General features: G+C 67.2%; 19 protein-coding genes and 7 pseudogenes. 17 read left to right on the forward strand and 9 right to left on the reverse strand.

Annotated features, from left to right (window positions below):
• Positions 1 to 111: 111 nt before the first annotated feature.
• From AB8O64_RS35760 to AB8O64_RS35775, 4 genes are all read right to left on the reverse strand, one after another.
• Positions 112 to 474, reverse strand: coding sequence for a hypothetical protein (locus AB8O64_RS35760; protein WP_370424140.1), 363 nt, complete (start codon positions 472 to 474; stop codon positions 112 to 114).
• Positions 475 to 618: 144 nt separating this feature from the next.
• On the reverse strand, positions 619 to 828 hold the full coding sequence (locus AB8O64_RS35765) for a hypothetical protein (RefSeq protein WP_370424142.1): 210 nt from the start codon (positions 826 to 828) through the stop codon (positions 619 to 621).
• Between the two features lie 4 nt (positions 829 to 832).
• Positions 833 to 1,216 (reverse strand): IS3 family transposase, encoded by a 384-nt coding sequence (locus tag AB8O64_RS35770; RefSeq protein ID WP_370424377.1) that lies wholly within the window; start codon positions 1,214 to 1,216, stop codon positions 833 to 835.
• Positions 1,217 to 1,442: 226 nt separating this feature from the next.
• Positions 1,443 to 1,601, reverse strand: a complete 159-nt coding sequence (locus AB8O64_RS35775; RefSeq protein WP_370424143.1) for a hypothetical protein — start codon at positions 1,599 to 1,601, stop codon at positions 1,443 to 1,445.
• A 148-nt stretch (positions 1,602 to 1,749) separates the two neighbouring features.
• On the opposite strand from AB8O64_RS35775, the pseudogene AB8O64_RS35780 reads away from it, so the two are divergent.
• The 11 genes and pseudogenes from AB8O64_RS35780 to AB8O64_RS35830 form a co-directional block, all read left to right on the forward strand.
• A pseudogene (locus tag AB8O64_RS35780) lies at positions 1,750 to 2,635 on the forward strand (transposase); the annotation flags it as partial.
• A 174-nt stretch (positions 2,636 to 2,809) separates the two neighbouring features.
• Positions 2,810 to 4,342, forward strand: a complete 1,533-nt coding sequence (locus AB8O64_RS35785) for an alpha/beta fold hydrolase (RefSeq protein ID WP_370424145.1) — start codon at positions 2,810 to 2,812, stop codon at positions 4,340 to 4,342.
• A gap of 392 nt (positions 4,343 to 4,734) precedes the next feature.
• Complete coding sequence (locus AB8O64_RS35790) at positions 4,735 to 7,158, forward strand: ATP-binding protein (RefSeq protein WP_370424146.1); 2,424 nt, start codon at positions 4,735 to 4,737, stop codon at positions 7,156 to 7,158.
• The gene (locus AB8O64_RS35795; protein WP_370424148.1) at positions 7,145 to 7,606 is read left to right on the forward strand and encodes a roadblock/LC7 domain-containing protein; all 462 of its coding nucleotides are present in this window, start codon (positions 7,145 to 7,147) and stop codon (positions 7,604 to 7,606) included. The genes AB8O64_RS35790 and AB8O64_RS35795 overlap by 14 nt, the downstream gene beginning before the upstream one ends.
• Positions 7,587 to 7,946 (forward strand): DUF742 domain-containing protein, encoded by a 360-nt coding sequence (locus tag AB8O64_RS35800; RefSeq protein ID WP_370424149.1) that lies wholly within the window; start codon positions 7,587 to 7,589, stop codon positions 7,944 to 7,946. The genes AB8O64_RS35795 and AB8O64_RS35800 overlap by 20 nt, the downstream gene beginning before the upstream one ends.
• A complete protein-coding gene (locus AB8O64_RS35805; protein WP_370424150.1) occupies positions 7,927 to 8,547 on the forward strand; it encodes an ATP/GTP-binding protein in 621 nt (206 codons plus the stop codon). The genes AB8O64_RS35800 and AB8O64_RS35805 overlap by 20 nt, the downstream gene beginning before the upstream one ends.
• 14 nt (positions 8,548 to 8,561) lie before the next feature.
• A complete protein-coding gene (locus AB8O64_RS35810; RefSeq protein ID WP_370424151.1) occupies positions 8,562 to 8,990 on the forward strand; it encodes a roadblock/LC7 domain-containing protein in 429 nt (142 codons plus the stop codon).
• Between the two features lie 36 nt (positions 8,991 to 9,026).
• Complete coding sequence (locus AB8O64_RS35815) at positions 9,027 to 9,866, forward strand: ATP-binding protein (protein ID WP_370424152.1); 840 nt, start codon at positions 9,027 to 9,029, stop codon at positions 9,864 to 9,866.
• 3 nt (positions 9,867 to 9,869) lie between these two features.
• Positions 9,870 to 11,075 (forward strand): sensor histidine kinase, encoded by a 1,206-nt coding sequence (locus AB8O64_RS35820; protein WP_370424153.1) that lies wholly within the window; start codon positions 9,870 to 9,872, stop codon positions 11,073 to 11,075.
• A complete protein-coding gene (locus AB8O64_RS35825) occupies positions 11,072 to 11,821 on the forward strand; it encodes a response regulator (protein WP_370424154.1) in 750 nt (249 codons plus the stop codon). The genes AB8O64_RS35820 and AB8O64_RS35825 overlap by 4 nt, the downstream gene beginning before the upstream one ends.
• 965 nt (positions 11,822 to 12,786) lie before the next feature.
• Positions 12,787 to 13,066: pseudogene (locus AB8O64_RS35830) on the forward strand (IS5/IS1182 family transposase); the annotation flags it as partial.
• Positions 13,067 to 13,153: 87 nt separating this feature from the next.
• Here the strand turns inward: AB8O64_RS35830 and AB8O64_RS35835 are convergent.
• Positions 13,154 to 13,359 (reverse strand): annotated as a pseudogene (locus AB8O64_RS35835) (transposase); the annotation flags it as partial.
• A gap of 116 nt (positions 13,360 to 13,475) precedes the next feature.
• A complete protein-coding gene (locus tag AB8O64_RS35840) occupies positions 13,476 to 14,048 on the reverse strand; it encodes a TIGR00645 family protein (protein ID WP_370424378.1) in 573 nt (190 codons plus the stop codon).
• A 132-nt stretch (positions 14,049 to 14,180) separates the two neighbouring features.
• Here AB8O64_RS35840 and AB8O64_RS35845 point away from each other — a divergent pair.
• From AB8O64_RS35845 to AB8O64_RS35860, 4 genes and pseudogenes are all read left to right on the forward strand, one after another.
• Positions 14,181 to 14,543, forward strand: a pseudogene (locus AB8O64_RS35845) (transposase); the annotation flags it as partial.
• Positions 14,544 to 14,576: 33 nt separating this feature from the next.
• Complete coding sequence (locus AB8O64_RS35850) at positions 14,577 to 14,744, forward strand: integrase core domain-containing protein (protein WP_370424379.1); 168 nt, start codon at positions 14,577 to 14,579, stop codon at positions 14,742 to 14,744.
• A gap of 257 nt (positions 14,745 to 15,001) precedes the next feature.
• Positions 15,002 to 16,897, forward strand: coding sequence for an ATP-binding protein (locus AB8O64_RS35855; RefSeq protein WP_370424155.1), 1,896 nt, complete (start codon positions 15,002 to 15,004; stop codon positions 16,895 to 16,897).
• Positions 16,898 to 17,063: 166 nt separating this feature from the next.
• Positions 17,064 to 18,210: pseudogene (locus tag AB8O64_RS35860) on the forward strand (IS630 family transposase).
• Positions 18,211 to 18,278: 68 nt separating this feature from the next.
• Here AB8O64_RS35860 and AB8O64_RS35865 read toward each other — a convergent pair.
• A complete protein-coding gene (locus AB8O64_RS35865; protein ID WP_370424125.1) occupies positions 18,279 to 19,049 on the reverse strand; it encodes a transposase in 771 nt (256 codons plus the stop codon).
• Positions 19,050 to 19,164: 115 nt separating this feature from the next.
• Here AB8O64_RS35865 and AB8O64_RS35870 point away from each other — a divergent pair.
• Positions 19,165 to 20,311, forward strand: a pseudogene (locus AB8O64_RS35870) (IS630 family transposase).
• Positions 20,312 to 21,482: 1,171 nt separating this feature from the next.
• On the opposite strand, the gene AB8O64_RS35875 reads toward AB8O64_RS35870, so the two are convergent.
• Positions 21,483 to 21,839 (reverse strand): hypothetical protein, encoded by a 357-nt coding sequence (locus tag AB8O64_RS35875; RefSeq protein ID WP_370424156.1) that lies wholly within the window; start codon positions 21,837 to 21,839, stop codon positions 21,483 to 21,485.
• A 276-nt stretch (positions 21,840 to 22,115) separates the two neighbouring features.
• Here AB8O64_RS35875 and AB8O64_RS35880 point away from each other — a divergent pair, with 276 nt between their 5' ends.
• On the forward strand, positions 22,116 to 22,910 hold the full coding sequence (locus AB8O64_RS35880) for a hypothetical protein (RefSeq protein WP_370424157.1): 795 nt from the start codon (positions 22,116 to 22,118) through the stop codon (positions 22,908 to 22,910).
• 559 nt (positions 22,911 to 23,469) lie between these two features.
• Here the strand turns inward: AB8O64_RS35880 and AB8O64_RS35885 are convergent.
• A pseudogene (locus AB8O64_RS35885) lies at positions 23,470 to 23,691 on the reverse strand (transposase family protein); the annotation flags it as partial.
• Positions 23,692 to 23,941: the final 250 nt, after the last annotated feature.

Genomic DNA, 23,941 nt, shown 5'->3' on the forward strand with positions numbered 1-23,941 from the left:
AGGGTCGGCCCGGCCGGTGGGGTGGTCACGTGGCCGAAACGGAGAGCTTCTCGCTCAGTACCCGGCCGGGCGGCAGCCCGTGTTCGGCCGCGGTTCGTTCCATCGCGTCGATCATTCCGGGGGCCCGCACACATACAGGTCCGGCTGGGCGCCGCCCTGGTCGCGCAGCTCCGCGAGGGCTTCGGCCAGGGCCTCCACCGGACTGCCCGCATACAGGTCGGTGCGCCGTCCGGGCTCGTCCATGCAGATGACTGTCTCCAGCCCGGGGAGTTCGTCGCGCAGGGCGACCAGGGCCTCCTCGCCGAAGGCGTCCGCCTCGGTGACGACGCCGAGGCAGAGCCACAGCGGGTGGGCTCCTGGAACTCCGCCAAGCGCCGGGCCACGGACAACAGCGGGGCGAGCCGACGCCGCCGGCCACGCACCATCTCGGCCGCAGGCCGGTTTCGGCGAGCCTGGAGGCGCCCTGCGGGCCATGCCCGTGTGCCACCCGCCATCCCCTCGTTGTCTGGAGGGCGGCGACCACTGATGAGCCATGCCCGGGACCCCTGGGCCCTCCGATCCCACGAGTGACCAGAGCAATCACTCTTGAAAGGCAGGATCACCGATCGCTTGAGCACGTCACGCTCTATCCGCAGCTCGTGGTGCTCCCTTGCGCAGCCGCGCCAGCTCGGCCCGCTCGTCCAGGTCCAGGCCCGCGCGGGATGCCTCCTGCTCGCCGGAGATCCATGTGGCCAGCGTGCCCTCGTGACCCTGAGGGGCCTCGTGTTTCCCGGACAGGCGTCTGCCGATGACTTCACGCTGAGATGCGCAACTTCCGGTATTCGACATGGACTTAGCACGGAGGGCGGTAATCCATTGCCGAGTGAAGGTGCTTGTGATTGCACCAGAATTCGATGTACCGAGTGATGTCCTGCCGGGCAGCTTCGTGGGTCAGGTAAGTCACCCTGGACACGCGCTCGTTCTTCAGGGCTGCGAAAAATGATTCGGCCATAGCGCTATCGAAACAGATCCAGGTACGGCCAGCGGAACGCCGCAGAGCGAGGCGCCGCAACACCTCTCTGTACTCGGCTGACATGTAGCCGATCACTTCCTTGGTGCAACAGTCGATCACCGTCGCCAGATACAGCCTCCCTCGCCAGTGGGAACGTAAGTGAGCGGCGGCGGTGGACGCGCGGGGCGGGCTTGGCGTGGGGGAAGGCGATCCCGCCAAGGCCATCGACGATGGCCAGGTCTTGACCGGCCGGGACTCGCGGCGGCCGTGTCCTGTGTTCGAGGCGGTGTGTTGGATGGCCCCCGCATGCCCGTCCAGACTGTCCAGTTGGGTCCATGCGGTCGGCTGGATGGGCTTGATCACGGCCCCGTAGTGCGACTCCTCGCCTCCACCAGCCAGGTGACGTTGGCCTTCACGGAGTGTAACGCGTCGAAGGTGAGTGCGGCTTCTTTCAGGTCGAGGGGGGCGAGCAAGGCTGGAAGTGCCGGGTTTCGTCGGTCTTGAAGCCGGCCTTGGCCTGGGTGACCGGACAGCCGTGGGTGACGGCGGACAGTAGGTGCCGACGAGGTTGGTCCAGGCGTGCGGAGCCGCGCAGTGCCTTGCCGTCCACCGCGATCACCCGCCGCCCGCCCCGGAAGATGAGACAGCGGACAAGGGAACCTTCTTGATCGCTCGGCACAGACACCGTGAATGAGCACGGACTCCGTGGCCGCTCTGTCATCCGCCCCTAACCTGCTGCACCCGCACGCAGTTGGGCGACCCCGGGAACTCGCACAGCCCCGGTGTGCGGGGCCTCGTCGGGACGTGTGCACGGCTATCACTGGCGGACGGTCGCGGACGTGCCGGTTGATGAACGGCGGGTGGTGATCCGTGTGCGAGTGCGGCGTCTGGTGCGCCCTCACGCGGCTGCCTACACACCTTCCGCGAACAGGTGACCGGCGTGTTGGACCGATACCAACGGCGAACTGTCCGTCTGACCAGGCAAGTAAAGGCCGTGGTCAAGGAGTTGCCGTAGCAGGCCGGGCCGGGGCACGCTTGCTGGCGATACTGGCGGTGAGCTTGTCGCATCACACGGCCCTGTGCACCTTGCTGCGGATCCCGCTGCCCACGGGGCGGGTGCCCCGGGTGGTCGGCGTTGACGACTTCGCGCTGCGCCAGCGCCACCGCTATGCCATTGCGATCATCGACGCCGAGACCCACGAGCGGATCGACGTGCTGCCCGACCGCACCACCGACACCCTCGAGGAGTGGCTGCGCGAGCATCCGGGCATCGAGGCCGTGTGCCGCGACGGCTCGGCGGCCTACGCCGAAGCCATCCGCCGTGCCCTGCCCCACGCCGCCTGCCCTGAAATGACCTAACTGGCCATTTTTCTACGGGACTTTGCGCCGCTCCTTACGCCTCACATCGACAACGCCGACGCGCTCCCGCGCTGGATCGCCCAAGTCCGAGTAGCCGACCTGCTCCATCTATATGCCTTCACCCGGGGCCTAGACCGGGACATCGGCGCGGTGATCGCCGGACTCACGCTTCCGTACAGCAACTGCCCCACCGAAGGCGTCAACACCAAGACCAAACAGATCACGCGCCAGATACACGGGCGAGCAGGCTTCACCCTGTTCCGCCACCGCGCCCTCCTCGCATAACCCACGCTCCGCCACCACCGAATGCGAGACAGGGCGTCAACTTCACGGACCCGCCAGTCGGGTACGACCACGGATGTACACAAGGTCGCTCGCTGGAGGGACGCAGCGGGGCCCGGCGTTGGAAAGGATGGGAATGTCGCGTTCATCCGTACAGTTCCAAGGAGATAGACGTAAATGTCGGCCAAGATCACGTGCCTCGCCGTCGTAGGTGTTCTTTCCGCCCTCAGGGTGCCGTCCGCTGCCAGCGTCGAGCCGAATCCGGTGCCCGTCGCGGCGGGCGTCAAATGGGGCCAGTGCGTGCGGGAGGACATAACGGAAGGCGTCGAGTGCGGGACGCTGACCGTACCCGTGGACTGGTCCAGGCCGAAGTCCGGCACGGTTGACCTTCGTGTCTTCCGGCTGAAGGCGTCTGATGGTGCGGCGGGGAGCGAGACGGCCCAGGCAACGACGGGCGCCAAGCCGACCATGCGTGCCAAGGGGGCCATCCTCAATTTCCCCAGCGGTCCCGGCGAGAGCGGGGACATCGCCTTCGCCTCGCTGCGAAAAGACCTCCCTGCCTACGATCTGGTCTCTTTCGACCCGCGCGGAGTGGGGGAGAGCGCCCCGTTGACCTGCCCGACGGACAAGGTGATGAAGATTCCGTTCGTCCCCCCGACGGACACCGCCTCGTTCAACGCGCTGCGCCATAACCAGAAGGCGTTCTGGGCAGGCTGTACTACCGGCGACCGGCGCCTCGACGAGCACCTGGATGCCTACAGCACGGCCCGTGACGCCGAAGCGCTCCGCAAGGCGCTGAAGCTCGACAAGGTCAACCTCTACGGGATGTCCTACGGCACCCTGATGGCCGAGCGCTACCTCGGGCTGTTCGGGGAGCACGTCAACGGCGCGGTCCTGGAAGGCGTGATGAACCCCACGCAGAGCCGCCGGGAGTTCGTCACCACCGCGGCGGCCGGTACCGAGGCGGTCTTCGACCGGTTCCGGTCGTGGTGCGCCCAGGACACGGGCTGCGCCCTCCATGGCAAGGACGTGGCCGCCCTTTTCCGCACGGCCCAGCGCAACGCCGACGTGGGCGGCATCCCCGGCGGGGACTTCATGGGACAGCCGTGGACGGCGGTGAGCGTCACCCAGTACATCGACGCGACGGCCCGCGACAGTTTCAAAGAGGCTGCCCAGGGGCTGCTCGCGCTCTCCGAGGGCCGCAACCCGCTCCCCAAGCCCCTGGAGGGAAAGGAGAACGGACAGGGTGTGATCGCCGCCCGGGGCCCGGCTCAGGCCGGGGAAGAGACACCGGAAACGCTCTCCTACACCGACCCCATCGTCTGCTCGGACTTCGACATAGCTGTCCCCAACACCAACCAGGCCCGCCGTGACCTAGCCGCCACCCGCGCGGTTGCCCCAGTGACCGGGTACTCCACCAATGCCAGCCTGTACACGTCCATATGCCTGGCGGGCCCCAAGCCTGCGAAGGACTCCTCCTTGCCGGTCACCACGCGCGGCGCCAACCAGGTGATGCTGCTGAGCAACACACACGACTCGTCCACGCCCGCCGCGTGGGCCAACGCGGTGGCGGCGCAGTTGGGGAAGAAGGCCGTGCACGTCGTCACGGACCAGGTCGGTCATGGCGGCGGCATGACCGACCCGGACACCCTGCGCAAGGTGACTACCTACCTGGACCACCTCAACCCCGGTGCCGTCAGCGCGCCGTAACGATGGTGGCGGCCGGGGCGGTCGTTTGACCGCCCCGGCCGTCACCACTTCCAGTGATCTTCTTGGTGGTCGACACCTCGGGCCGCCCACCGCATTGGCGACGCGGGGGCATCCGTTGGTGCTCGCATGCTGCGGCGCGCGCAACCGCGTCGAGGCTGACCGTATTGTCTACGGGTCCCGAAGGGCCACGCCATAAGGGGCGGCACGGGACCATCGGATCTACTTTCGGCCGATGGGGGTAGCCCATTGGTCAAGTGAGTCGCCATCGGAACGTACATAGGCTCGGACAGCCCTATTCCACTTCCTCGGAAACAAGGTCTCCCCCCGTGAAAAAAGGTGCTCCTGCGCCGGGCTCCCGGCACGAGCAGATACCAGGAGCGGGCCCTACACCCTTGCCCTGGCGCAGGCGCGTGCTCGCCGACCTCCGGGTACCGACGCGCATGCTCGTCGTCGTCCTCGTACCGCTGCTCGCCGCCCTCGGCTTCGCCGGCATACGAGTCAAGGGCGCCCTGGACACCGCCGACCAGTACCGCGACACGGCGCGCATCGCCGAGACCAGCCGGACCGGGACCTCCCTCATCCGGGCGCTGGCCCAGGAGCGCGACCTGGCGGTCGACCCGAAGGCGCACGACCGGCTCCGCCCCACCGACGGCACTGGCCGAGCCGAAACCGACACGAAGGCCAAGCAGTTCCTGCATGAGCTCGTGGAGCTGCCCGCCAGCTCTAACATGGAGCGCCAGTACAAGGTCACCCGCACCGGGCTCGACTCCCTTCAGGAGGCCCGCAAACTCGCGGACTCCCATACCGCCGCCAGTGACGTCGAGAGCCGGTACGGTGGTGTGATCGTGTCGATCGCCAGTCTGTATAACCAGGTCGGCGGGATCGGCGAACAGGCCCGGGGCGCCGGTTGGACCCTGTACACCCTGGCTCTCTACGACGTCATGGTCACGAGCCAGCGTTCGGTGCTGGCCTCGGCCCCCTCCGGCAGCCTCACAGCGGGTGCACAGGGCAACGTCCTCGCCTCCCAGCTCGTGCGCGGCATCACCGGCATGGAGTTCGGCTTGTACGCCAAGCCCTCCGAGGCCGCCGCCTTCCAGCAGATCGTCGATGCCGCGCCGTCGGCCGCCGTGACCTACGCGATCCAGAAGCTGAGCTCTTCCACCGGCCAGCCCGACCTCCGCAAGGTGCTGCCGAAGACTTGGTACGAGGACCTCACCTACGTCAGCACCCAGCTGGACAAGCTCCAGGACACTGTGGAGGGCCGTGTGCTGGCCAGTGCGCTCGACCAGAAGGACCAGGCCAACCAGAAGGCTGTGGTTTCCATCGTCTTGTCGGTGCTGGCCCTGCTGATCGCCACAGCCCTGGTCATCGCGACCTCCCGGCACCTGGTGCGCGGGCTGACGTGGCTGCGCCGCTCGGCGGTGAAGGTGGCCGACGTCCACCTTCCCGACGTGACCCGCCACCTCTCCCAGAACGGCGATATCCCGCGCGCCCTGGAGGGGAAGGTGCTCGCCCCCCGCAGTCGAGACGAGATCGGCGATGTGGCGCGCGCCTTCGACCGGGTCTATCTGGAGGCCGTACGCCTCGCTCGCCAGCAGGTCGGCATGCGTGAGGAGGCCAACCTCCTTTTCCTGAACCTTTCCCGTCGCAACCAGTCCCTCATCCAGCGCCAACTGGCGGTCATCACCGAACTGGAGAGCCGCGAGCTGGAACCCGAGGTGCTCGCGCACCTGTTCCACCTCGACCACCTCTCCACCCAGATCCGCCGCAACAGCGAGAACATGTTGGTGCTCGCAGGAGCGGAGATCTCGGCCGAGCGGCGCGAGACCACGGACCTGCTCACGCTCGTACGGACTGCGGCTTCCGAGATCGAGGACTACCGGCGGGTCACCTACCACGCGCTGCCCCCGGTCGGCGTGGTCGGCTACGCCGCCGACGACCTCGTACACCTGGTCGCTGAACTCCTCGACAACGCCACTTCGTTCTCCAGCCCGGACACCTGGGCCGTGGTGAGCGGCCAGCGGATGCCCGACGGCCGCGCCCTTTTGGAGATCCGCGACGCGGGCATCGGGATGGGCCCCGAGCAGCTGGCTCAGGCCGAACAGACTCTGCACCAGACCGCCGGATTCCGGGCCCAGCTCAGCGAGTCCCTGGGTCTCTACGTCGTGGGGGCGCTCGCCCGGAAGCATCAGGTGGCTGTCCGTCTGTACGAGAACACGCCGACCGGTCTGGTGGCCTCGCTGATCCTGCCGCAGTCCATGCTGGCCGAGCCAGCCGCGGACCCGCATCCAGTGCAGTCGGCCGCGCTGTCGGCCCCGGCGGCCCACCAGTCCGTGCGGTACGGGCAGGCCCGCCGGGGGATGGGCGCCCGCACACAGGACCCCTCCACCATGTCGATGCAGGCCCTCGGCCCCGCCGCCGGCAGCGAGTCCGCACCGCGGCAGCCGGGCCCGACACAGGCGTCCACACCTCAGCAGTCCCTACCACGGCAGGGAGGTTTGGCACAGGAGCACCTCCGGTGGTCGGGTGACCCGGCGCAAGGGGCCGCGCCCCAACAGGGCGGACCGGCGCAGCAGTCCATACCTCAACAAGGCGGCCCGGCGCCGGAGTCCACTCAGGCCGGCCTGCCCGTGCGGCAGCGACGCGCACGCGTCGGCAGTATCACCGCGCCCGGTTCGGCGACCGGTGGCTCCGCCGCCCTTCCCGACCCCGCTGAGATCCGGCGGCGCATGAGCGGCCTGACCGACGGGATCGCCCAGGCCCAGCCGGAGCCGCCGCAGGAGCCCGCTCAGGAGGAGCACCGTGTACACGATTGAGCCATCCCCCGCACCGCGTGCCCGGCCCCAGGGTGACCCGGTGCGCGAGTTCCAGTGGGTACTGCAGAGGTTCCAGAGCGACCTGCCGGGCGTCTTCGACGTCGCGCTGGTCTCAGCGGACGGGGTGCTGCTAGCTCGGGCCTCGGACGCCAAGGCACCGGCACCCGGACTCGTGTCGCCCATCACCAGCGGCCTGGCGGCGCTGGGGTACGCGGCGGCCGAGCTGAACGAATCGGGTGCGGTGCACCGCACCGTACTGGAGATGCAGCACTCGATCCTGGTCGTGGTGACCGTCTCCGATGGGTCGTTGCTGGCCGTCGCCGCCGACACCGGCACCGACCGGGCAGTCCTTGGATACCAGATGACCCGGCTGGTGCGACGGGTGGGCCACGTCCTCACTCCCGAACTGCGGTCCACGCTGAGGGATCATGCCGCAGCAGCCGACTGAGCCGCCCAGCCCCGGCCCCCCGCCGCTGGCTCCCCGCCCGTACACCATCACGGCGGGACGGACGGTGACCGGCCTGGAACTCCCCCTGGAGGCCCTGGTCGTGACCGAGCGACGGGGCCCGGTCGGCGCCCAGCCCGAACACGAGCTGATCTTGTCCTTGTGCACCGAAGCCGCCTCGATCGCTGAGGTGTCCGCACATCTGCGGGTGCCCGTGGGCGTCGCCCGGATCCTCGTCGCGGACCTGTCCGCCGTCGGGTTCGTCTCGGTCATGGAGCCCGTCGGCGACCAGCCGACCACCGCATTGTTGGAAAGGGTCCTCAGTGGACTTCACAGCCTCTAAGCAGCCACCCTCCGCCGAAAAGATGTCCTCGGCCAAGATCGTCGTGGCCGGCGGATTCGGCGTCGGCAAGACCACGCTGATCGGCAGCATCTCCGAGATCCTCCCGCTGCGGACGGAGGCGGTCATGACCGTCGCCTCCGAGGGCATCGACAACCTCAGCCACGTGCCGTCCAAGCGCACCACTACGGTGGCGATGGACTTCGGCCGGGTGACCCTGGCGGACTCCCTCGTCCTGTACCTGTTCGGCACGCCGGGCCAGGACCGGTTCTGGTTCATGTGGGACGACGTAGTGTGCGGGGCGATCGGCGCCGTCGTCCTCGCCGACAGCAGGCGCCTGGCCGACTCCTTCCCCGCGGTCGACTACTTCGAGGAGTGCGGCGTCCCGTTCGTCGTCGCGCTCAACGGCTTCGACGGTCGCCAGCCGTTCGCGCCCGACGAGGTCCGCAAGGCCCTCCAACTCGCCGAGGACGTTCCGGTGGTGCCGACCGACGCCAGACAGCGCTCCGCCGTCCAGGACGTCCTGATCCGGGTGGTCGAGCACGCGATGGAGCGGCGCCTCGTCCCAGCGGCCGACTCGCGCGCCGCCGCAGCGGTCCTTTGAGAGCGGAGAGAGAAATGCAATCAGCCGGGAACCAGGCCCTGGACATCCAGAACGTCATCCGCGACTCCTGGGAGAAGACGCCCGGGGCCAGGAGTGCCGTCCTGCTGTCAGCCGGCGGCCTCGTCATGTGCTCGGACCCGTCCACCGACACCGCCGACGCAGAGCGGCTTGCCGCCCTGTCCTCCAGCCTGGCCTCGCTCACCAAGGCGGCAGCCCAGGCGTACGGCAGCGGCTGGGTCGGGGCCGTCATGATCAACATGCAGCGGCATCACCTCTGCATGGCGCCCGTCGACGCGCAGACGAGTCTGGTCATGGTGTCCGACGCCGACGCCGACACCAGTCAGGTCATGTACGCCACCTCGCTGCTGGCGGCGGAGATCGCGATGCTCCTGGACATTGCCACCCGAGAGCAACTCGGCCGGTTCTTTCTTCAGCCCGGTTGAGCAGACGCCGGCCCGCTGAGCACGACGGGGGATCAGATGAGTAAACACTGGCTGAGCATGCAGGTGGCGGCGGTGCTCGCCCTGCCCGTGCCCCCGGGCGTCCTCCAGATCCGGGACGCGGCCGACGTCCTGGACCGGCAGGTCACCGCCGAGCGGCAGGCGCTGCTCTTGGTGGCGGCTGCCTCCCTCGCCCGCGACCTCCAGAACGAACGGAACGCCCTGTCCGCGCCGTCAGGCCGGCTGCACCGACAGATCGACCTGCTCTCGCAGCTCCAGATGGCCGAGCAGGCCCCGCACGCCCTCGGCACCCTGTTCCAAATGGACCACCCCGCCACCCGGAGGCGCCGCAACGGCGAGACCACCCTCATCCTCGCCAGCGAGGGCCCCGAACACCGCCACCGTGAGGATGCCCCGCTCATCGACGTCCTGCGGGCCGCAGCGGCGGACATCGAGGACTGCACCCGCGCCGTCGTACGCCTCGACGTGCCCGGCGTGCACCTCAGAGCCGGGGCCGTCCACGGCATCACGCACATGACGGCTGAACTGATCGAGAACACCACGAAGTTCTTGCCCGCCGACCGGCGCGTGCGCTTGTCGGCCCAGGCAACCGACGGCAGAGGCGTAGCCATGCGCGTCAGCCACGACGGCAGCGTCATCGGCATCAAGCAGCTCGACGCGCTCAATGTGCGCCTACAGAGCGAACTGCCCGTGGACTGGGTGCAGCCCGAGCATACCGGTCTGTACGCGGTCAACAGCCTGGTCTCGCTGCACGGCGCACACGTGTACATCGACCCGACCGAGCAGGGCACCACCATCGCCGTCGCCCTCCCGGCGGCCCGGCCGGTGCCCGCGCCGCCCCACCCGCGTCCGGAGTGAACCGTGCCGACCCACGTCTACACACTCATCCGGCGGCGGCTGCGCGCCCTGCTGCGCTGCGACACACCCTCGCCCCGCCGACTGCGCCTCCTGGACGCCGGGCTCGCCCTGCTCGTGGGCGCCGCCAGTTGCCTGGCCCTGGTGACAGTGCACGGCACGGGAATCTTCCACGGCTACGCGGCCAGCTGCCTGTGCGCGCTGGTCGCAGCCGCGAGCCTGATGTGGCGACGCACCCATCCCGGCCTGTGCGTCCTCGTCGCCTGCGCCGCGACGCTCTGCTCAGATGAGGGGACGGCGCTGACGGCCGCGACGTACGCGGTGGGCCGCTACGGCACGCGCTGGCGGGCCACCGTCGTGGGCGCCGCCGCGCTGGCCTGGCTGAGCACCCGGTGGCTGACCGGCGAACTGATCGACAGCGCCCCCTGGCGGATCTACTTCACCGGTCTCGCCTACGTCCTGCCCGCCGTCTGCGGCCACTTCGTACGGCGTCGCCGGGCATACGAGGAGCAGCTGAGCGCACAGGTCACCCGCGCGGAAGCCGCCACCGACCACGCGGCCCGCTTCGCCCTCACCGAGAAGGGGACCCTGCTCGCCCACGAGATCCACGACAACGTCGGCCACCGCACTACGTACCTGGTGCTGCGGGCCGGCGTGGCGCAGCGCCGCGCCGGTCTGTCCCCCGAGGTGGTCAAGGACTTCGAGGAACTTGAGGAGGGCGCGATCATTGTCATGCGGGCACTGCGCGATGTTGTCGATGCGCTGCGCGCTCTCGGTGAAGCGGACCAGCGCCTGCCGCACACAGACTGCCACGACTTCCTGGCGGAGCTGACGCGGAACATGCGGACGATCGGCATGGACGCCACGTATTCCGTCACCGGCAGACCCCGGGGCTGCGGAGCGACAGCCGACGACCTGCTGTACCGGGCGGGCCACGAGGCGCTCACGAACGCGGCCAAGTATGCCCCTGGCGCGCCGGTCCATATCGGCCTGGCCTTCGCACCCGACACGGTGACCCTCACCGTTCACAACGGCCCCTCTCCGTACCGGCCCGTCGCCCTCGACTCCGGAGGTCTCGGCCTGGTGGGGCTGCGCGGGGCCGTCACCGCGGCCGGTGGCCGCTTCCACGCCGGACGGCAGCCGGACGGCGGCTTCCATGTCCGGGCCGTCTTGCCGATCCCCTACTCCGAAGAAAAGGAATCAGCACCGTGACCATTCGCGTGATCATCGTCGACGACCAGGCCATCATCCGGTCGGGCCTGCGGATGATGCTGGAGGACTCCGAGGGGTTCGAGGTGATGGGCGAGGCCGCCGACGGCGCTGACGCCATCATCCAGGCCAAGCTGCATCAGCCCGATATCGCGCTGATGGACCTGCGCATGCCGAACATGGACGGCGTCTGCGCCACCCGCAAACTGGTCCAACTCCCCAGCCCTCCGCGCGTCCTGGTCCTCAGCACGTACAGCAGCGACCACCACGTCCTGGAGGCCCTCGACGCCGGCGCCAGTGGATTCCTCCTCAAGGACCTGCGGCGCGAAGAACTCCTATCCGCGATGCGCGTCGTCGCCTCCGGCGGCCGCGTCTTCGCACCGGAGCTGCTGCGCAACCTGGTCCGCCAGGCGACGCTGCGCACCCCGGTGCACGTCAACGGCATCGACGCCCGGGTGGCCGCGCTCAGCGACAGCGAACGCAAGGTACTGAGACTGATCGGCATGGGCATGTCCAACGGCCAGATAGCCAAGGAACTGCACCTGGCCGACGCGAGCGTGAAGACGTACGTGTCGCGCACTCTGTCGAAGCTCGGCCTCAGTAACCGTACCCAGGCCGCGGTGGTCGCCTACACGATCGGCCTGGTGGACCACCCGGCGGACGGCCCGAGCGCGAGCCCGGCCAGCAGGCCCTATGCATTGGTGCGTGATAGCGGGTGGGCATGCTCCCGTGGTGTGGGACACGGTTGATCTGAGGCGTTCCCAAGGCCGGGTGGTTAGCGTTTCCGCAGGTCACGCAAGGAGAGTTAGCGGGTTCTCGATGTGAAGCAACAGTGCTTCCGGTGATGCGGAGGGCTCCGATGGCGAGGTTGCGCAGAGCGGCCATTGTGCGGAGGCTGTTGCCGGTGCGGACTTGTGAGCGGTCCTCGCCGGCGGTGCCGCGGACCCAGTGCAGCCTGTTCTCGATGCTCCAGTGTCCGCAGGTGTAGGCGCCCAGGTAGGCGGGGCCGGCCTGATGTGCTGCGAGGCTGGTGATGGCGTAGACGGTCTCGGTGTGTTGGGGCTGTCCGCCCGGGGTGGCGGACGGTGCGCCGGAGGCGGACCGCCTGGGCGGCGTGCGGGAAGTGCCGACCGGCCGGGACGGTGGCGGCCAGGACGGCGCGGTATTCACGGCGGCCGTGTCCGCGGTTCCGCGCCCGGGCCCGGCCGGGGACATCGGCCCAGGACAGTGCGCTGAGCTGCGCGAGCAAGGTTAGCTGGTTCTGTTTCACGGTCAGTACGTAGTGCGCGTGTCTATCTTCAACGACCTCATGGCTGATCGAATCAGAGGTGGCTGGCGCACGTCGGGTCAAGGTGAAAATGGTCGAAGCGGTCGTGCTTGCCAAGCTCTACTCGGCCGCGAAAGTCGACCGGGCCCTGGGCCAGGGCCGTTTCAAAGTCATCGACGGTTCGCATCGCCGCTGGTCAGCGACCTGTCCCTCTGGGTTCGCAACCATTTACCTGATGGCCTGTCAACCCTGCTCTTGCGGTGTAGAGCTGGCGGCCCGCAACAACGCCCTTCCGGACAGATCGCCTGTCATCCACAGGGCCACGATGGCGCTCGACTTTGAACCAGCCTTGAGTCCTGGGCACCGCCGTGGTCACCGGCCGGTTCGCCGACAAAGACCTGATGTCCATTCTCGACTATCAAGCAGCCCGTGGCCCTGCCGAAGCTGTCCACCGCGGACACCGGATTCAAGAACGCTGTCGTCGAGCACGGGGCCCAGCTCGGAATCGACGTCGAAGTCGTCAACAGAAACCTCGATATCCGCGGGTTTCACGTCGTCAAAAGATGCTGGTTAGTTGAGTGAAGTCTCGGGCTCATGCTCCGCAGGCGCCTCGCCCGCGACTACGAGACTCTCAGCGCCAGGTTCCGAAGCCATGATCTACATCGCCTCGATCGACAACCTCACCAAGCGCATAACGGAAGACACCATAACAATCCGGCGAGGAACCTGCTGGGGTATACGCGGCAATACGCCTAGATCAAATGCCCTCCGAGACTCGAAGCTTCCTCACAATTCCTCAGCACCTCGATCCGGAGGGGGCAACGTCAGCCAGCACAGTCTTCGCGCGGAGCCCGTTGCGGCTATTGCCGCTGCCGGGCCCCGACCGGAGCGCTCCTCAGAGCCGAGGTGGTCGATGATCTCGTCCTCCAGGGCGGCCTCCCGCACCCGCTGGGTCAGCTGCTGGAGCAACCCGCCCTCGCCGGCCAACTGCAGGCCGCTCGCGCGGGCCCGGTCGATCAGCTACCCGATCAACTGGTCATCCAGCACGTCGCCGACAACTCGACCGGCTGGATCTCCTCAACCGCCTCAGCAGAGGCGATCGCGCCGCTCAGCAGGTGTTCTTCCTAGACCGGGAGCTACACCGATGACGATACAGACCCTCGGGCATCCGGGTCGCGTTCCGGAAGATTTCCACGGAACCGGGGATCGGTGTCCCTCTTCGGGGCGTGACTCGGCATCAGCTTGTCGATCACTGCCAGGCCGATGGCGGAGGCGATGAAAACCACGTGCACGATCACCTGCCACAAGGCCTGTTGCCACTGCCAGCCGGGTTCACTGATACCGATAAAGGCTTTGAGCAGGTGGATGGAGGAGATACCGACGATGGCGGTAGCGAGTTTGACTTTGAGGACGTTGGCGTTGACGTGACTGAGCCACTCAGGCTCATCGGGGTGGTCTTTCAGATTCGTCCGCGCCACGAACGTCTCGTACCCGCCTACGATCACCATGATGAGGAGGTTGGCAACCATGACTACATCGACGAGGCCGAGTACGGCGAGCATGGTGGCTGTCTCCGTGGCCTTCGCATACCCCCCGAGGGTACTGCCTACCAGGTGAAACAGCTCCGCCAGGAATACCCAGACGTAGACCAGTTGCGCCACGATCAGCCCGGCGTACAGCGGCGCTTGAAGCCATCGGCTGAGGAACATGGCGTAGCCGATCCGTTGCCCGGCTGTCGACCGTGATCCGCGGTCCGCACGGAGCGTGGGAACGGCCGCTTGAACTTCGGAGTGACGCATGTGCTGCTTTCTGCTGAGGATGTTCCAGACGAGGTGGACGTTCACGACGAAGGACTGAAGCCCATGGTGGAGGGCCACCAACCGAGACACGACCCCCACCGCGGACGCTACTTCAAACTCCAGCGCCTGCACGCCGATAAAGCGTACGACATCCTTCACCTGCGGAAATGACTACGCGGCAAGCGCATCGGAGTCCGGATCGCCCGCAAAGGCATCGAGTCCAGCGAACGACTGGGACCTCGGCGTTGGGTGATCGAGCGCACCATGAGCTGGCTGTCCGGCTACCGGCGCCTGTCACCTCGCTACGAACGCTATCCCCGCAGCTAACTGACCTTCCTCGGACTCGCCGCTGCCCTCTACTGCTACAAGCGATGCCTCCGCCTCACCTACAGGACACCGCCTTAACGTCCACTCAACGGTTCTTTCAAGGCCTAGCTGATTGAGCATCAAGGCTCCTGGCGTGACGCGGACCAGGTCGAACGTGCCGTCGTTCAATGGGTGGGTTGGTACGACACCGAGCGCCTGCACTCCGCCCTCGACTACCTCCGACCCGAGGAATTCGAGGGCAGGCATCACCGATCACAGGCAGCCCCAAACGCCGCCTGAAACCAGAGAATCCGGCCGCTACGAAAATCGGGGCAGCTCACTGCCCTGGCATACACCCAGCGTCACCACCGGCTACGGGCCAGACCTGAACGTCTTACAGCCCCGGACATAGAGGCCCGACGCACGGCCCCCGGTGATCAACTTTCTGCGGTACGAGTCCACCCGGGCCGACAGCCCCCGGGCATGGGTGCCTCCTAAGGTCGGCTGGGAAGCACCACCGCCGTGTGCCCCACCCCCGCGAAGGACCTCTCAGACTGATGAGCCGAAGCCTGTTCGAGGAACGACTTGAGGTGGCGGAAGAACGGCTCCGCCGTCTCTACATGGAGCGCGAGGAAGGCAGTCCCTCGGAGGGCGCCGAGTCCCTGCCTGTCGACGGTCATATCTGGCCTGGCGAGGAGCAGCTCTCGCTGCGCAAGGCTGAAGGCGACCGGCTCGCCCACCTGGTCGGTGAGTTCCGCCTCTCGCAGAGGGAGACCGACCTGCTCGTCACCTGTCTGCTGCCCGAACTCAAGCCTGTCTGCGGTGCCGCCTTTCAATTCCTGAGCGGGCTGCCCACCTCCCGCCCCTCCGTATCGGTCGCACTCTCCGTGCAGGGCATCCCCATACCGGACGCGATCGCCGACGGGTTGTTGCGCCAGGGCTCTCCGCTGTTCGACACCGGCCTGGTGACCTGCCAGAACCCCGATGCGTCCTTCCCGGAACGAGCGCTCGACGTCCCCGACCGTGTCCTCGACTTCCTGGTCGGCCGCGAGCAGTGCGGGTCCGCGAACCGCCGACTGCGCGTCCTGCCGCCCCACCCCGATGACGGCGATATGCGGCACGCCACCGACCTGGACACGGCGCTCGCCGCCCATCCCCGCCAGACCTGCTACCTTCGCCAGGGCATTCACGGCGAAGCCCTCCCGGCGAGCCGCGCGGCGCTCGCGGCGACCGGCCTCGTCCCCCTTGTAGTGGACCCTGACGGCCTCACCGCCGGCGGGACTTCCCCCGAACAGCTTGCCGCCGAGGCCACGTTGGAGGCGCGTTTGCTCGGCGCGGCCATTTTGTTGCCCCTCACGGCCCCCACCCACACCGAGCCGGAACAGACCGAGTTCCTGCGCCGTCTCGTCACCCGGCTCGCCGAGGAACCGGTCCCCCTGCTGCTTTACGGAAGTCAGAGCTGGGCGGCCTACGGGTGGGACACGCCCCGGCCCGTCGAGATAGACCTGCGCGCGGCCGACGCCCGGCGCCCCGGCGACCGGCTCGGCGCCGCAGCTTCGGTCTCCGTGGAACGCATCTACCGCGCCTCGGCCCTGCACGCGACCACCCCCGCCGTGGGGACCGTACGGGAAGCTGTCCGGCAGCGCGCCGCCGGTGAACTCGGAAGCCTGGCCCGGCACATCGTGCCCGAGGTCAGCTGGCAGGACCTGGTGCTGCCGCCGGAGGTCCGCACTCGCCTGGACATGCTGGTGGCCCGCGTCCGCCACCGCGAGACGGTGTTCAACGGCTGGGGACTGCGCCGAGGAGGCGGCCGGGGCAAGGGCACCGCAGCCCTGTTCGCAGGGGAGTCCGGCACCGGCAAGACCATGGCCGCTGAGGCCGTGGCCCGCGAACTGGACCTCGACCTCTATGTCATCAGCCTGCCGTCCATCGTGTCGAAGTACATCGGCGAGACCGAGAAGAACCTCGAACGGGTCTTCTCCGCCGCCGAGATGCTCGATGCTGTCGTCCTGTTTGACGAGGCTGACTCGATGTTCTCCAAGCGCGGCGAGGTCAAGAGCTCCAACGACCGCCACGCTAACATGCAGAGCGGCTACCTCCTGCAACGCCTTGAAGCCTTCAATGGCCTGGCCGTATTGACCACCAACCTACGCTCCAACATCGACGCCGCTTTCACCCGTCGCTTCGACGAAGTCGTGCACTTCGAGAGCCCCGACCCCCAGGTCCGCGCCCGTCTGTGGCGCTCCCTGCTCGGCGCCTCGATCCCCGAGGACCTGTGCCTCGACGCCCTAGCCGAGAGCTACGACCTCGCGGGTGGCAGCATCCGCGCATGTGTCGAGAGCGCCGCGTTCGCCGCAGCCGCCGCCGAGCGCCCGGTGTCACGCGAGGACGTTCTGCAGGGCGTCGAGACGGAGTACGGAAAGCTGGGGCGATTCTTTGCGAAGATCACCTGACCCAACAGGGGCGGCTGGACGCCCGTGAAGCCCCCCGCTCTCCCCGGCGACGGCGTACATCCTGACCATGCTTGGGCCCGCGAGGCTCTGCCGCCTAGTGCCGCATCAGGCATCGTTTGCCCCAACATGCCATTGCTGAGGGGTGGTTGGTGTTCACAATGGTGTCGTGGCTGAGCGTGTGCGGGTGCGGGAGATCGACGATGACGAGGGCAGGAGACTGTTGCGGATCATCCGCAGGGGCACCGGTTCGGTGGTGACCTGGCGGCGGGCCCAGATGGTGCTGTTATCCGCGCAGTCCATGCCCGTGGCCCAGATCGCCGAGGTGACGTTCACCAGCGACGACCGGGTCAGAGACGTGCTCCACAACTTCAACACCGACGGCTTCGAATCGCTCTACCCGAAATACAGAGGTGGCCGCCCCCGCACTTTCTCGCTGTCTGAGCGGCGGGAGATCAAGAAGTTCGCCAAGTCCAAGCCGGCCGAGTACGGACTGCCGTTCTCGACCTGGAGCCTGGCCAAGCTGGCGGACTTCCTGGTCGCCGAGGGGGTGGTCGACGACATCAGCCACGAGGGCCTGCGCAGCCTGCTCCGCGAGGAGGGCGTCACCTTTCAACGGATGAAGACCTGGAAAGCCTCGCGCGACCCCGACTACACGGCCAAGAAGGCCCGTGTCGAGCACCTCTACGCGATCGCCGACGGCGAGGTCGTCCCCGAACGGGGCGATCCCGACGTCGTCTTCTGCCTGGACGAGTTCGGGCCGCTCAACCTCCAGCCCCACCCCGGCCGGCAGTGGGCCGGACGCGGCGGAAAGCACAGGGACCCCGACCGCGAACCACGGCCGCGGCGCCGGGCGACCTACACCCGCCCGCACGGGGTGAGGCACCTGTTCGCCGCCTACGACCTGCGCAAGAACCAGCTCTACGGCCACATCAAGAAGACCAAGAACCGCACGAGGTTCCTGGAGTTCTGCCGCTACCTGCGTTCTCTCCACCCGACCGGCCAGCGCATCGCGATCATCTGCGACAACTACTCCCCGCACCTGACCACCAAGCGTTGCCACCGCGTCGCGGACTGGGCCGAGTCCAACAACGTCGAGATCGCCTACACACCGACCAACAGTTCCTGGCTCAACAGGATCGAGGCCCAGTTCACCGCCCTGCGCTACTTCGCACTCGACGGCACCGACCACCCCACCCACAAGGCCCAGGGCAGCATGATCCGCCGCTACGATCCGCCGCTACATCATCTGGCGGAACAAACACACCGCTGACCAACGCCTCCGCGAAGTCGTGAACAGGGCAAACGTTGCCTGATGCGGCACTAAACGGTGTCCCGTAAGGGGCTTTGAGGGCAGGCTGGCTCGGTTGGTGTGCCGCCTGGCTCAGCCTGCCAGAGCGAGGTTGTGTATCCGGGCGATGCCGAGTGCGGCCTGGTGGACGCCGTCGCCGCGCAGGCGGCAGTCGCGGAGGATCTTGTAGGTCTTCATCCTCGAGAAGGCGTGTTCGACGCGGGCCCGGGCCCGGCGATGGACGGTGTTCTCCGCTTCCTGCTCAGGAGTCAGAGGCCGGTTCGGGCGGGGCCAGTGCGGAATGAGCGCGGCCGTACCGCGGTAGCCACCGTCACCCAGGAGTGGCGCGTTCTTCACCGCCTGGTCCACGCCGGACTCGCCATAGGCCCGGGCGTCGTGCCGGCTGCCGGGCAACGGACGGCCGACCGCGACCACCAGGCGACTGTTCGCATCGATGATGACCTGCAGGTTCGTCGAGTAGCGGTAGTTCTTGGAGGACGCGGCCACGCTCCGGTCGCGGGTGGGGACCAGGGTTCCGTCCACGATCAGCACTGTGCCTGCCGGGTGCCGGCGGCGGACCGGTGCCAGGGCAAGGAGCGGAGCGATGTGGTCGATGACCCGGTCCGCGGCCGACTTCGAGATCCCGAACAGCGGGCCGAGCTGCCGCATCGTGAGGTTCGTCCGCCAGTACGCGGCCACCAGCAGTACCCGGTCCTCCAGCGGCAGCCCCCACGGCCGGCCACCGGACGGCGCACCACCACCCCGGCGCCGCACGAGACCCACCAGCCTGCGGAACTGCCGCTCGCCCAGACCCGCGAACAGCCCTACCCAGCCCGGCTCTGACGCCGTCACCACAGCACCCACACCAAGATCATCACATGCCTGGCCAGGCCTTACGGGACACCGTTTAGAGCCGCATCAGGCATCGTTTGCCCCAACATGCCATTGCTGAGGGGTGGTTGGTGTTCACAATGGTGTCGTGGCTGAGCGTGTGCGGGTGCGGGAGATCGACGATGACGAGGGCAGGAGACTGTTGCGGATCATCCGCAGGGGCACCGGTTCGGTGGTGACCTGGCGGCGGGCCCAGATGGTGCTGTTATCCGCGCAGTCCATGCCCGTGGCCCAGATCGCCGAGGTGACGTTCACCAGCGACGACCGGGTCAGAGACGTGCTCCACAACTTCAACACCGACGGCTTCGAATCGCTCTACCCGAAATACAGAGGTGGCCGCCCCCGCACTTTCTCGCTGTCTGAGCGGCGGGAGATCAAGAAGTTCGCCAAGTCCAAGCCGGCCGAGTACGGACTGCCGTTCTCGACCTGGAGCCTGGCCAAGCTGGCGGACTTCCTGGTCGCCGAGGGGGTGGTCGACGACATCAGCCACGAGGGCCTGCGCAGCCTGCTCCGCGAGGAGGGCGTCACCTTTCAACGGATGAAGACCTGGAAAGCCTCGCGCGACCCCGACTACACGGCCAAGAAGGCCCGTGTCGAGCACCTCTACGCGATCGCCGACGGCGAGGTCGTCCCCGAACGGGGCGATCCCGACGTCGTCTTCTGCCTGGACGAGTTCGGGCCGCTCAACCTCCAGCCCCACCCCGGCCGGCAGTGGGCCGGACGCGGCGGAAAGCACAGGGACCCCGACCGCGAACCACGGCCGCGGCGCCGGGCGACCTACACCCGCCCGCACGGGGTGAGGCACCTGTTCGCCGCCTACGACCTGCGCAAGAACCAGCTCTACGGCCACATCAAGAAGACCAAGAACCGCACGAGGTTCCTGGAGTTCTGCCGCTACCTGCGTTCTCTCCACCCGACCGGCCAGCGCATCGCGATCATCTGCGACAACTACTCCCCGCACCTGACCACCAAGCGTTGCCACCGCGTCGCGGACTGGGCCGAGTCCAACAACGTCGAGATCGCCTACACACCGACCAACAGTTCCTGGCTCAACAGGATCGAGGCCCAGTTCACCGCCCTGCGCTACTTCGCACTCGACGGCACCGACCACCCCACCCACAAGGCCCAGGGCAGCATGATCCGCCGCTACGATCCGCCGCTACATCATCTGGCGGAACAAACACACCGCTGACCAACGCCTCCGCGAAGTCGTGAACAGGGCAAACGTTGCCTGATGCGGCACTAGCTCACCCCCGCCACCACCCTGCAACGCTGGTGGCAGGCCTGGACCGACGAAGACCCACCCGCCCACCTCCAGTCCCTGATCGGCGCCGTCACCACCGGCAAACCCCTCGACCTCTACCGCCGGATTTAACGAACTACCGATACTGGTGCGATGAAGGGGCGAGGTCTCCCGCACCTTCATCGCATCAGTAAGGTCCACTGAGACCACTCATGCACGAGGTCTCCACCGGGCATATCGCTCGATCGAGCGAGGCAAAAGCTAACTTCAGGGGCGTATTCGAATCGGACAGGAGCCCTGAGTGGCAACCAGGGTAAAACGTAGGTGCCAGCACGCTCCAACCGAAGAGACATACTGCCCTGCTCTGCCTGCACGAGGCGAATCCTGGGAGATCCAACCATAATAAAATGCTGTACAGATGACGCGAACACCCTCTCAGGCATGCTCTCGCTGATCTCGATGCATCTTCCATGATCGGGTGATACACCGACGCCTTACAGTCCCTGGCTCACGCGGCAGGGGGCGCTGCTCGGTAAGTCATACCTGGTGATGACGGCGATGGCCCCAGGGGCTACCCAAGGACGACCCAGAAGTGGGTCTCGGGCGGTATGCCCCTGTTGGCGGTGGAATGGAGGATGAAGTCACCGCGTTCGTCGGTGCACAGGAGCAACCTCGCATGAGGACCAGGCCCCTGACCACCTCCGAATGTAGGCCCCTGCGTTGCTCTGCCTGCCGGTCTGGCGGACGCGGCGGGTACGACTCGTCCCTTGGAGCAGTACCGCACGCGAGCTGGCAGCCGTCTGCGGCTGGAATTGTGATCCAGCAGGCACTGCAGGGTGAAAGAAACAAATGAAACCGTTGAAAGGATGGCGCGGGATATGGATATCGTGACAATGGGAGCTACGAGTGGGAGGCTGAGCAAGTCGGGCGGGGAGAGGCGATCTTTGCATCGCGGATTCCGCTTGTCCGTTGCCGCCTTCACTATTTTGGCGGCGACAGGGACCGCCATGACGAACTCAGCTTCAGCTTCCAGTAATGCGCGGGCGGCAAGCGGAGAGTCGTGTACGCCGTCGGCAGGCTATTCCGATTGCCGAGTTTTCCGCTACAACAGCAACAGCGCGCAGGAATTCATTGTGTCGAAGGGGGTGGACACCATTCACGCCTCATTGTGGGGCGGTGGTGGCGGCGGCGGCCGTATGGATCGACACGATATGTCGGGCGGTAGGGCTGGTTACACCAGCGGTGACATCTCGGTAGTCGAAGGGCAGAAGCTGGATGTGTATGCCGCACAAGGCGGCCGGCAGTTCCCTTCCGCTGATTTTGACGGTGGCGCTGGGGGTGGTGGTGGAAGCAGCGAGATCCGGCGCAGCAAGGACCGTATCCTCGTTGCCCCGGGCGGTGGCGGCGCCGGCAATTTCGGCGGCATGGACACTAGGAGCGGGGGTGGCGGTGGCGGAGCCCGCGGTGATGTGGGCATGGGCCACGGAGGGCATGGAGGCGAGGCTGGTGTTGGCGGCCAAGCCGGTGAGGGGGGTGAGGGGGCGAAGGCCGGAGGTGCCGCCGATGGCGGCAACGGCGCCAACGGCGACGGCGTTGTCGCCCTCGGCGGCTGGGGGGGAGGCACCGGCGGTAACGGCGGCCATTACACCGGCGGCGGCGGTGCCGGATGGGGCGGCGGTGGCGGTGGCGGCCTATCGCGGCCGGACAGGGGTCCGCACAGGGGTGGTGGCGGTGGTGGTGGAGGTGCTCGGACGGACGGCCCCGGGGCCACTCACGGCACCACGCAGCACGGCTCCTTGGACGGAGGCGCCAAGGCTCCACACTACGAGGAGGAGATCGGACGCCGCGGCACTGGCCAGCAGGATGGCGGCAACGGTCTGGTCGTCATCGAGTGGACGCAGAAGAACCGGGTGGCTCCGGTGGTATCGGCGGCGTGGTTTGGTGACAGGAATCCCGACGGTGGCTGGCTTGTAGAAGTGAAGGGCACTGGAGTCCCCGGTGCGAGGTTGCAGATGAAGAAGAGCCATGCGGGCGGCGGTGACTGGCAGGACCACGGGACGGTACCGGAGGACGGGAAGTTTTCCCTCGTGAGCAACTCCTACGAGGAGGAGGACGGTTGTGTCACGATGCGGCAAATCGTAGACGGAGTCGTCTCCGCAGAATCGGCAAAGGTGCCGGTGAACACACTGAAATCGGTATCACAGACTAAGGAGCCCGAGACCGTGCCGGGAGGTACGGGTACGGCTGTTGTCAAGTTGGAATCGACCGGTGTGGGTAAAACTGGCGGCAAGTATGTGCTGACTGCCCCCCGGGGTTTCTCCTTCGCTAACGAAAACGTAGAGGTCAGGAGGCCCGACGGATCTGACGCCGGTGGGACCTGGGAACTGTCGTGGGACGGCACCGGGGAGCACCTCACCAACAAGGGCGCCTGGTGGGATTCCAAGGGCACCTGGACGCTCACGGTGTCTTTGAAGTCCGACAAGAACGCGCCTGAGGGAACCACCACGGCCAAGGGCGGCCTGTCCTTTCAGCAGGGGAATCTCCCGCCGGTGATCGGTGACTTGTCCGCGACGGTCCTCCGGCAAGAATGAACCGTTTCCATCCTGTCCTACAGGGGCGATGGTGCAGGCCAGCGGGGTGGTATCAGGGCTGATTCATAGCCTCGGTGGTCTCGTGAACCCGCAGGTAACAGCAGTGTGACGGCTCGGCGGAACATCCACTGGGCATGCAACGAAGCTCCGACGATAAAGGTGACCTCCCAGTCGCCCGAGTCGCCGCAGATGCTTCAGGAGGCAGCACACGCCGGTCGGGCGGGCGGACAAAGCAGTGGCGGGGGCTCCTGGCCCAAGCTCCTATCAAGTCACGAACGCCCGTCCGGCCGTATGCGTCGTGGCCCTCCGCAGCGAGTCGACAGATCTCCGGAATGACAACCCAGGGGCGTCAGCTTCGATGCGGCTCGGACCCGGCGGAGGACCACGGCACCATCATCACAGACTGCACGGCACATCGAGGCTCCGACGGTTCGGTGACTGGGAGGTCACCTTCATCGTCGGAGCTTCGTTGCATGCCCGGTGGATGTTCCGACGGGCCGTCACACTGCTATGACCTGCCAGCTCACGAAACCACCAAGACTATGAGCTCTTTCCAACCTCACGCTGACGCGTGGTGAAGGACGAGGACGGCCTTCACGATGTCGGTGATCCGGTTGGTGCTGCAGCGGAGTTTCCAGAGCAGCCGCCAGCTCTTCAGGGTGGCCATGGCCTGCTCGCCGAGGCAGCGGATCTTGGCATGACTGCTGTTGTACCGCCGCTTCCACCGCTTGAGACGGCGACCCCAGAACGGGACCCTGACAGTCTCGTCTGCCCCCTGATACGCCTAATAGGCGCCGTGGGTTGGCCGTTGGGCCAGTCCTGGCAGGGGCCGGGTGAGACGTCTGGTTGATACGCAGCGCCTGGAGCGCTTCGACAAGAGGGACGCAGACGGCCCCTGCCTTTTTGGAATCGGTCGGCGTACCGTGCCGTGGTTCGAGCCGTCCCCAGGGCCACCTCCTGAACAGCCGGAGCTGTGGAGCTCTTCACGAGAGCGAGGACCCTGGGCTCAGCTGGGGGCCACGGACGGCTGA

Origin of the sequence: Streptomyces sp. QH1-20, from assembly GCF_041283565.1 — a bacterium.
In the GTDB taxonomy this organism is placed as follows: Bacteria; Actinomycetota; Actinomycetes; order Streptomycetales; family Streptomycetaceae; genus Streptomyces; species Streptomyces syringius.

What these genes read in the sequence shown, in the direction of transcription:
- AB8O64_RS35770 (WP_370424377.1), bottom strand. Translation starts at nt 1,216, where the DNA reads ATGGCCTTGGCGGGATCGCCTTCCCCCACGCCAAGCCCGCCCCGCGCG.
- AB8O64_RS35855 (WP_370424155.1), top strand. Translation starts at nt 15,002, where the DNA reads ATGAGCCGAAGCCTGTTCGAGGAACGACTTGAGGTGGCGGAAGAACGG.
- AB8O64_RS35810 (WP_370424151.1), top strand. Translation starts at nt 8,562, where the DNA reads ATGCAATCAGCCGGGAACCAGGCCCTGGACATCCAGAACGTCATCCGC.
- AB8O64_RS35760 (WP_370424140.1), bottom strand. Translation starts at nt 474, where the DNA reads ATGGCCCGCAGGGCGCCTCCAGGCTCGCCGAAACCGGCCTGCGGCCGA.
- AB8O64_RS35800 (WP_370424149.1), top strand. Translation starts at nt 7,587, where the DNA reads ATGCCGCAGCAGCCGACTGAGCCGCCCAGCCCCGGCCCCCCGCCGCTG.
- AB8O64_RS35840 (WP_370424378.1), bottom strand. Translation starts at nt 14,048, where the DNA reads ATGTTCCTCAGCCGATGGCTTCAAGCGCCGCTGTACGCCGGGCTGATC.
- AB8O64_RS35815 (WP_370424152.1), top strand. Translation starts at nt 9,027, where the DNA reads ATGAGTAAACACTGGCTGAGCATGCAGGTGGCGGCGGTGCTCGCCCTG.
- AB8O64_RS35765 (WP_370424142.1), bottom strand. Translation starts at nt 828, where the DNA reads ATGTCGAATACCGGAAGTTGCGCATCTCAGCGTGAAGTCATCGGCAGA.
- AB8O64_RS35785 (WP_370424145.1), top strand. Translation starts at nt 2,810, where the DNA reads ATGTCGGCCAAGATCACGTGCCTCGCCGTCGTAGGTGTTCTTTCCGCC.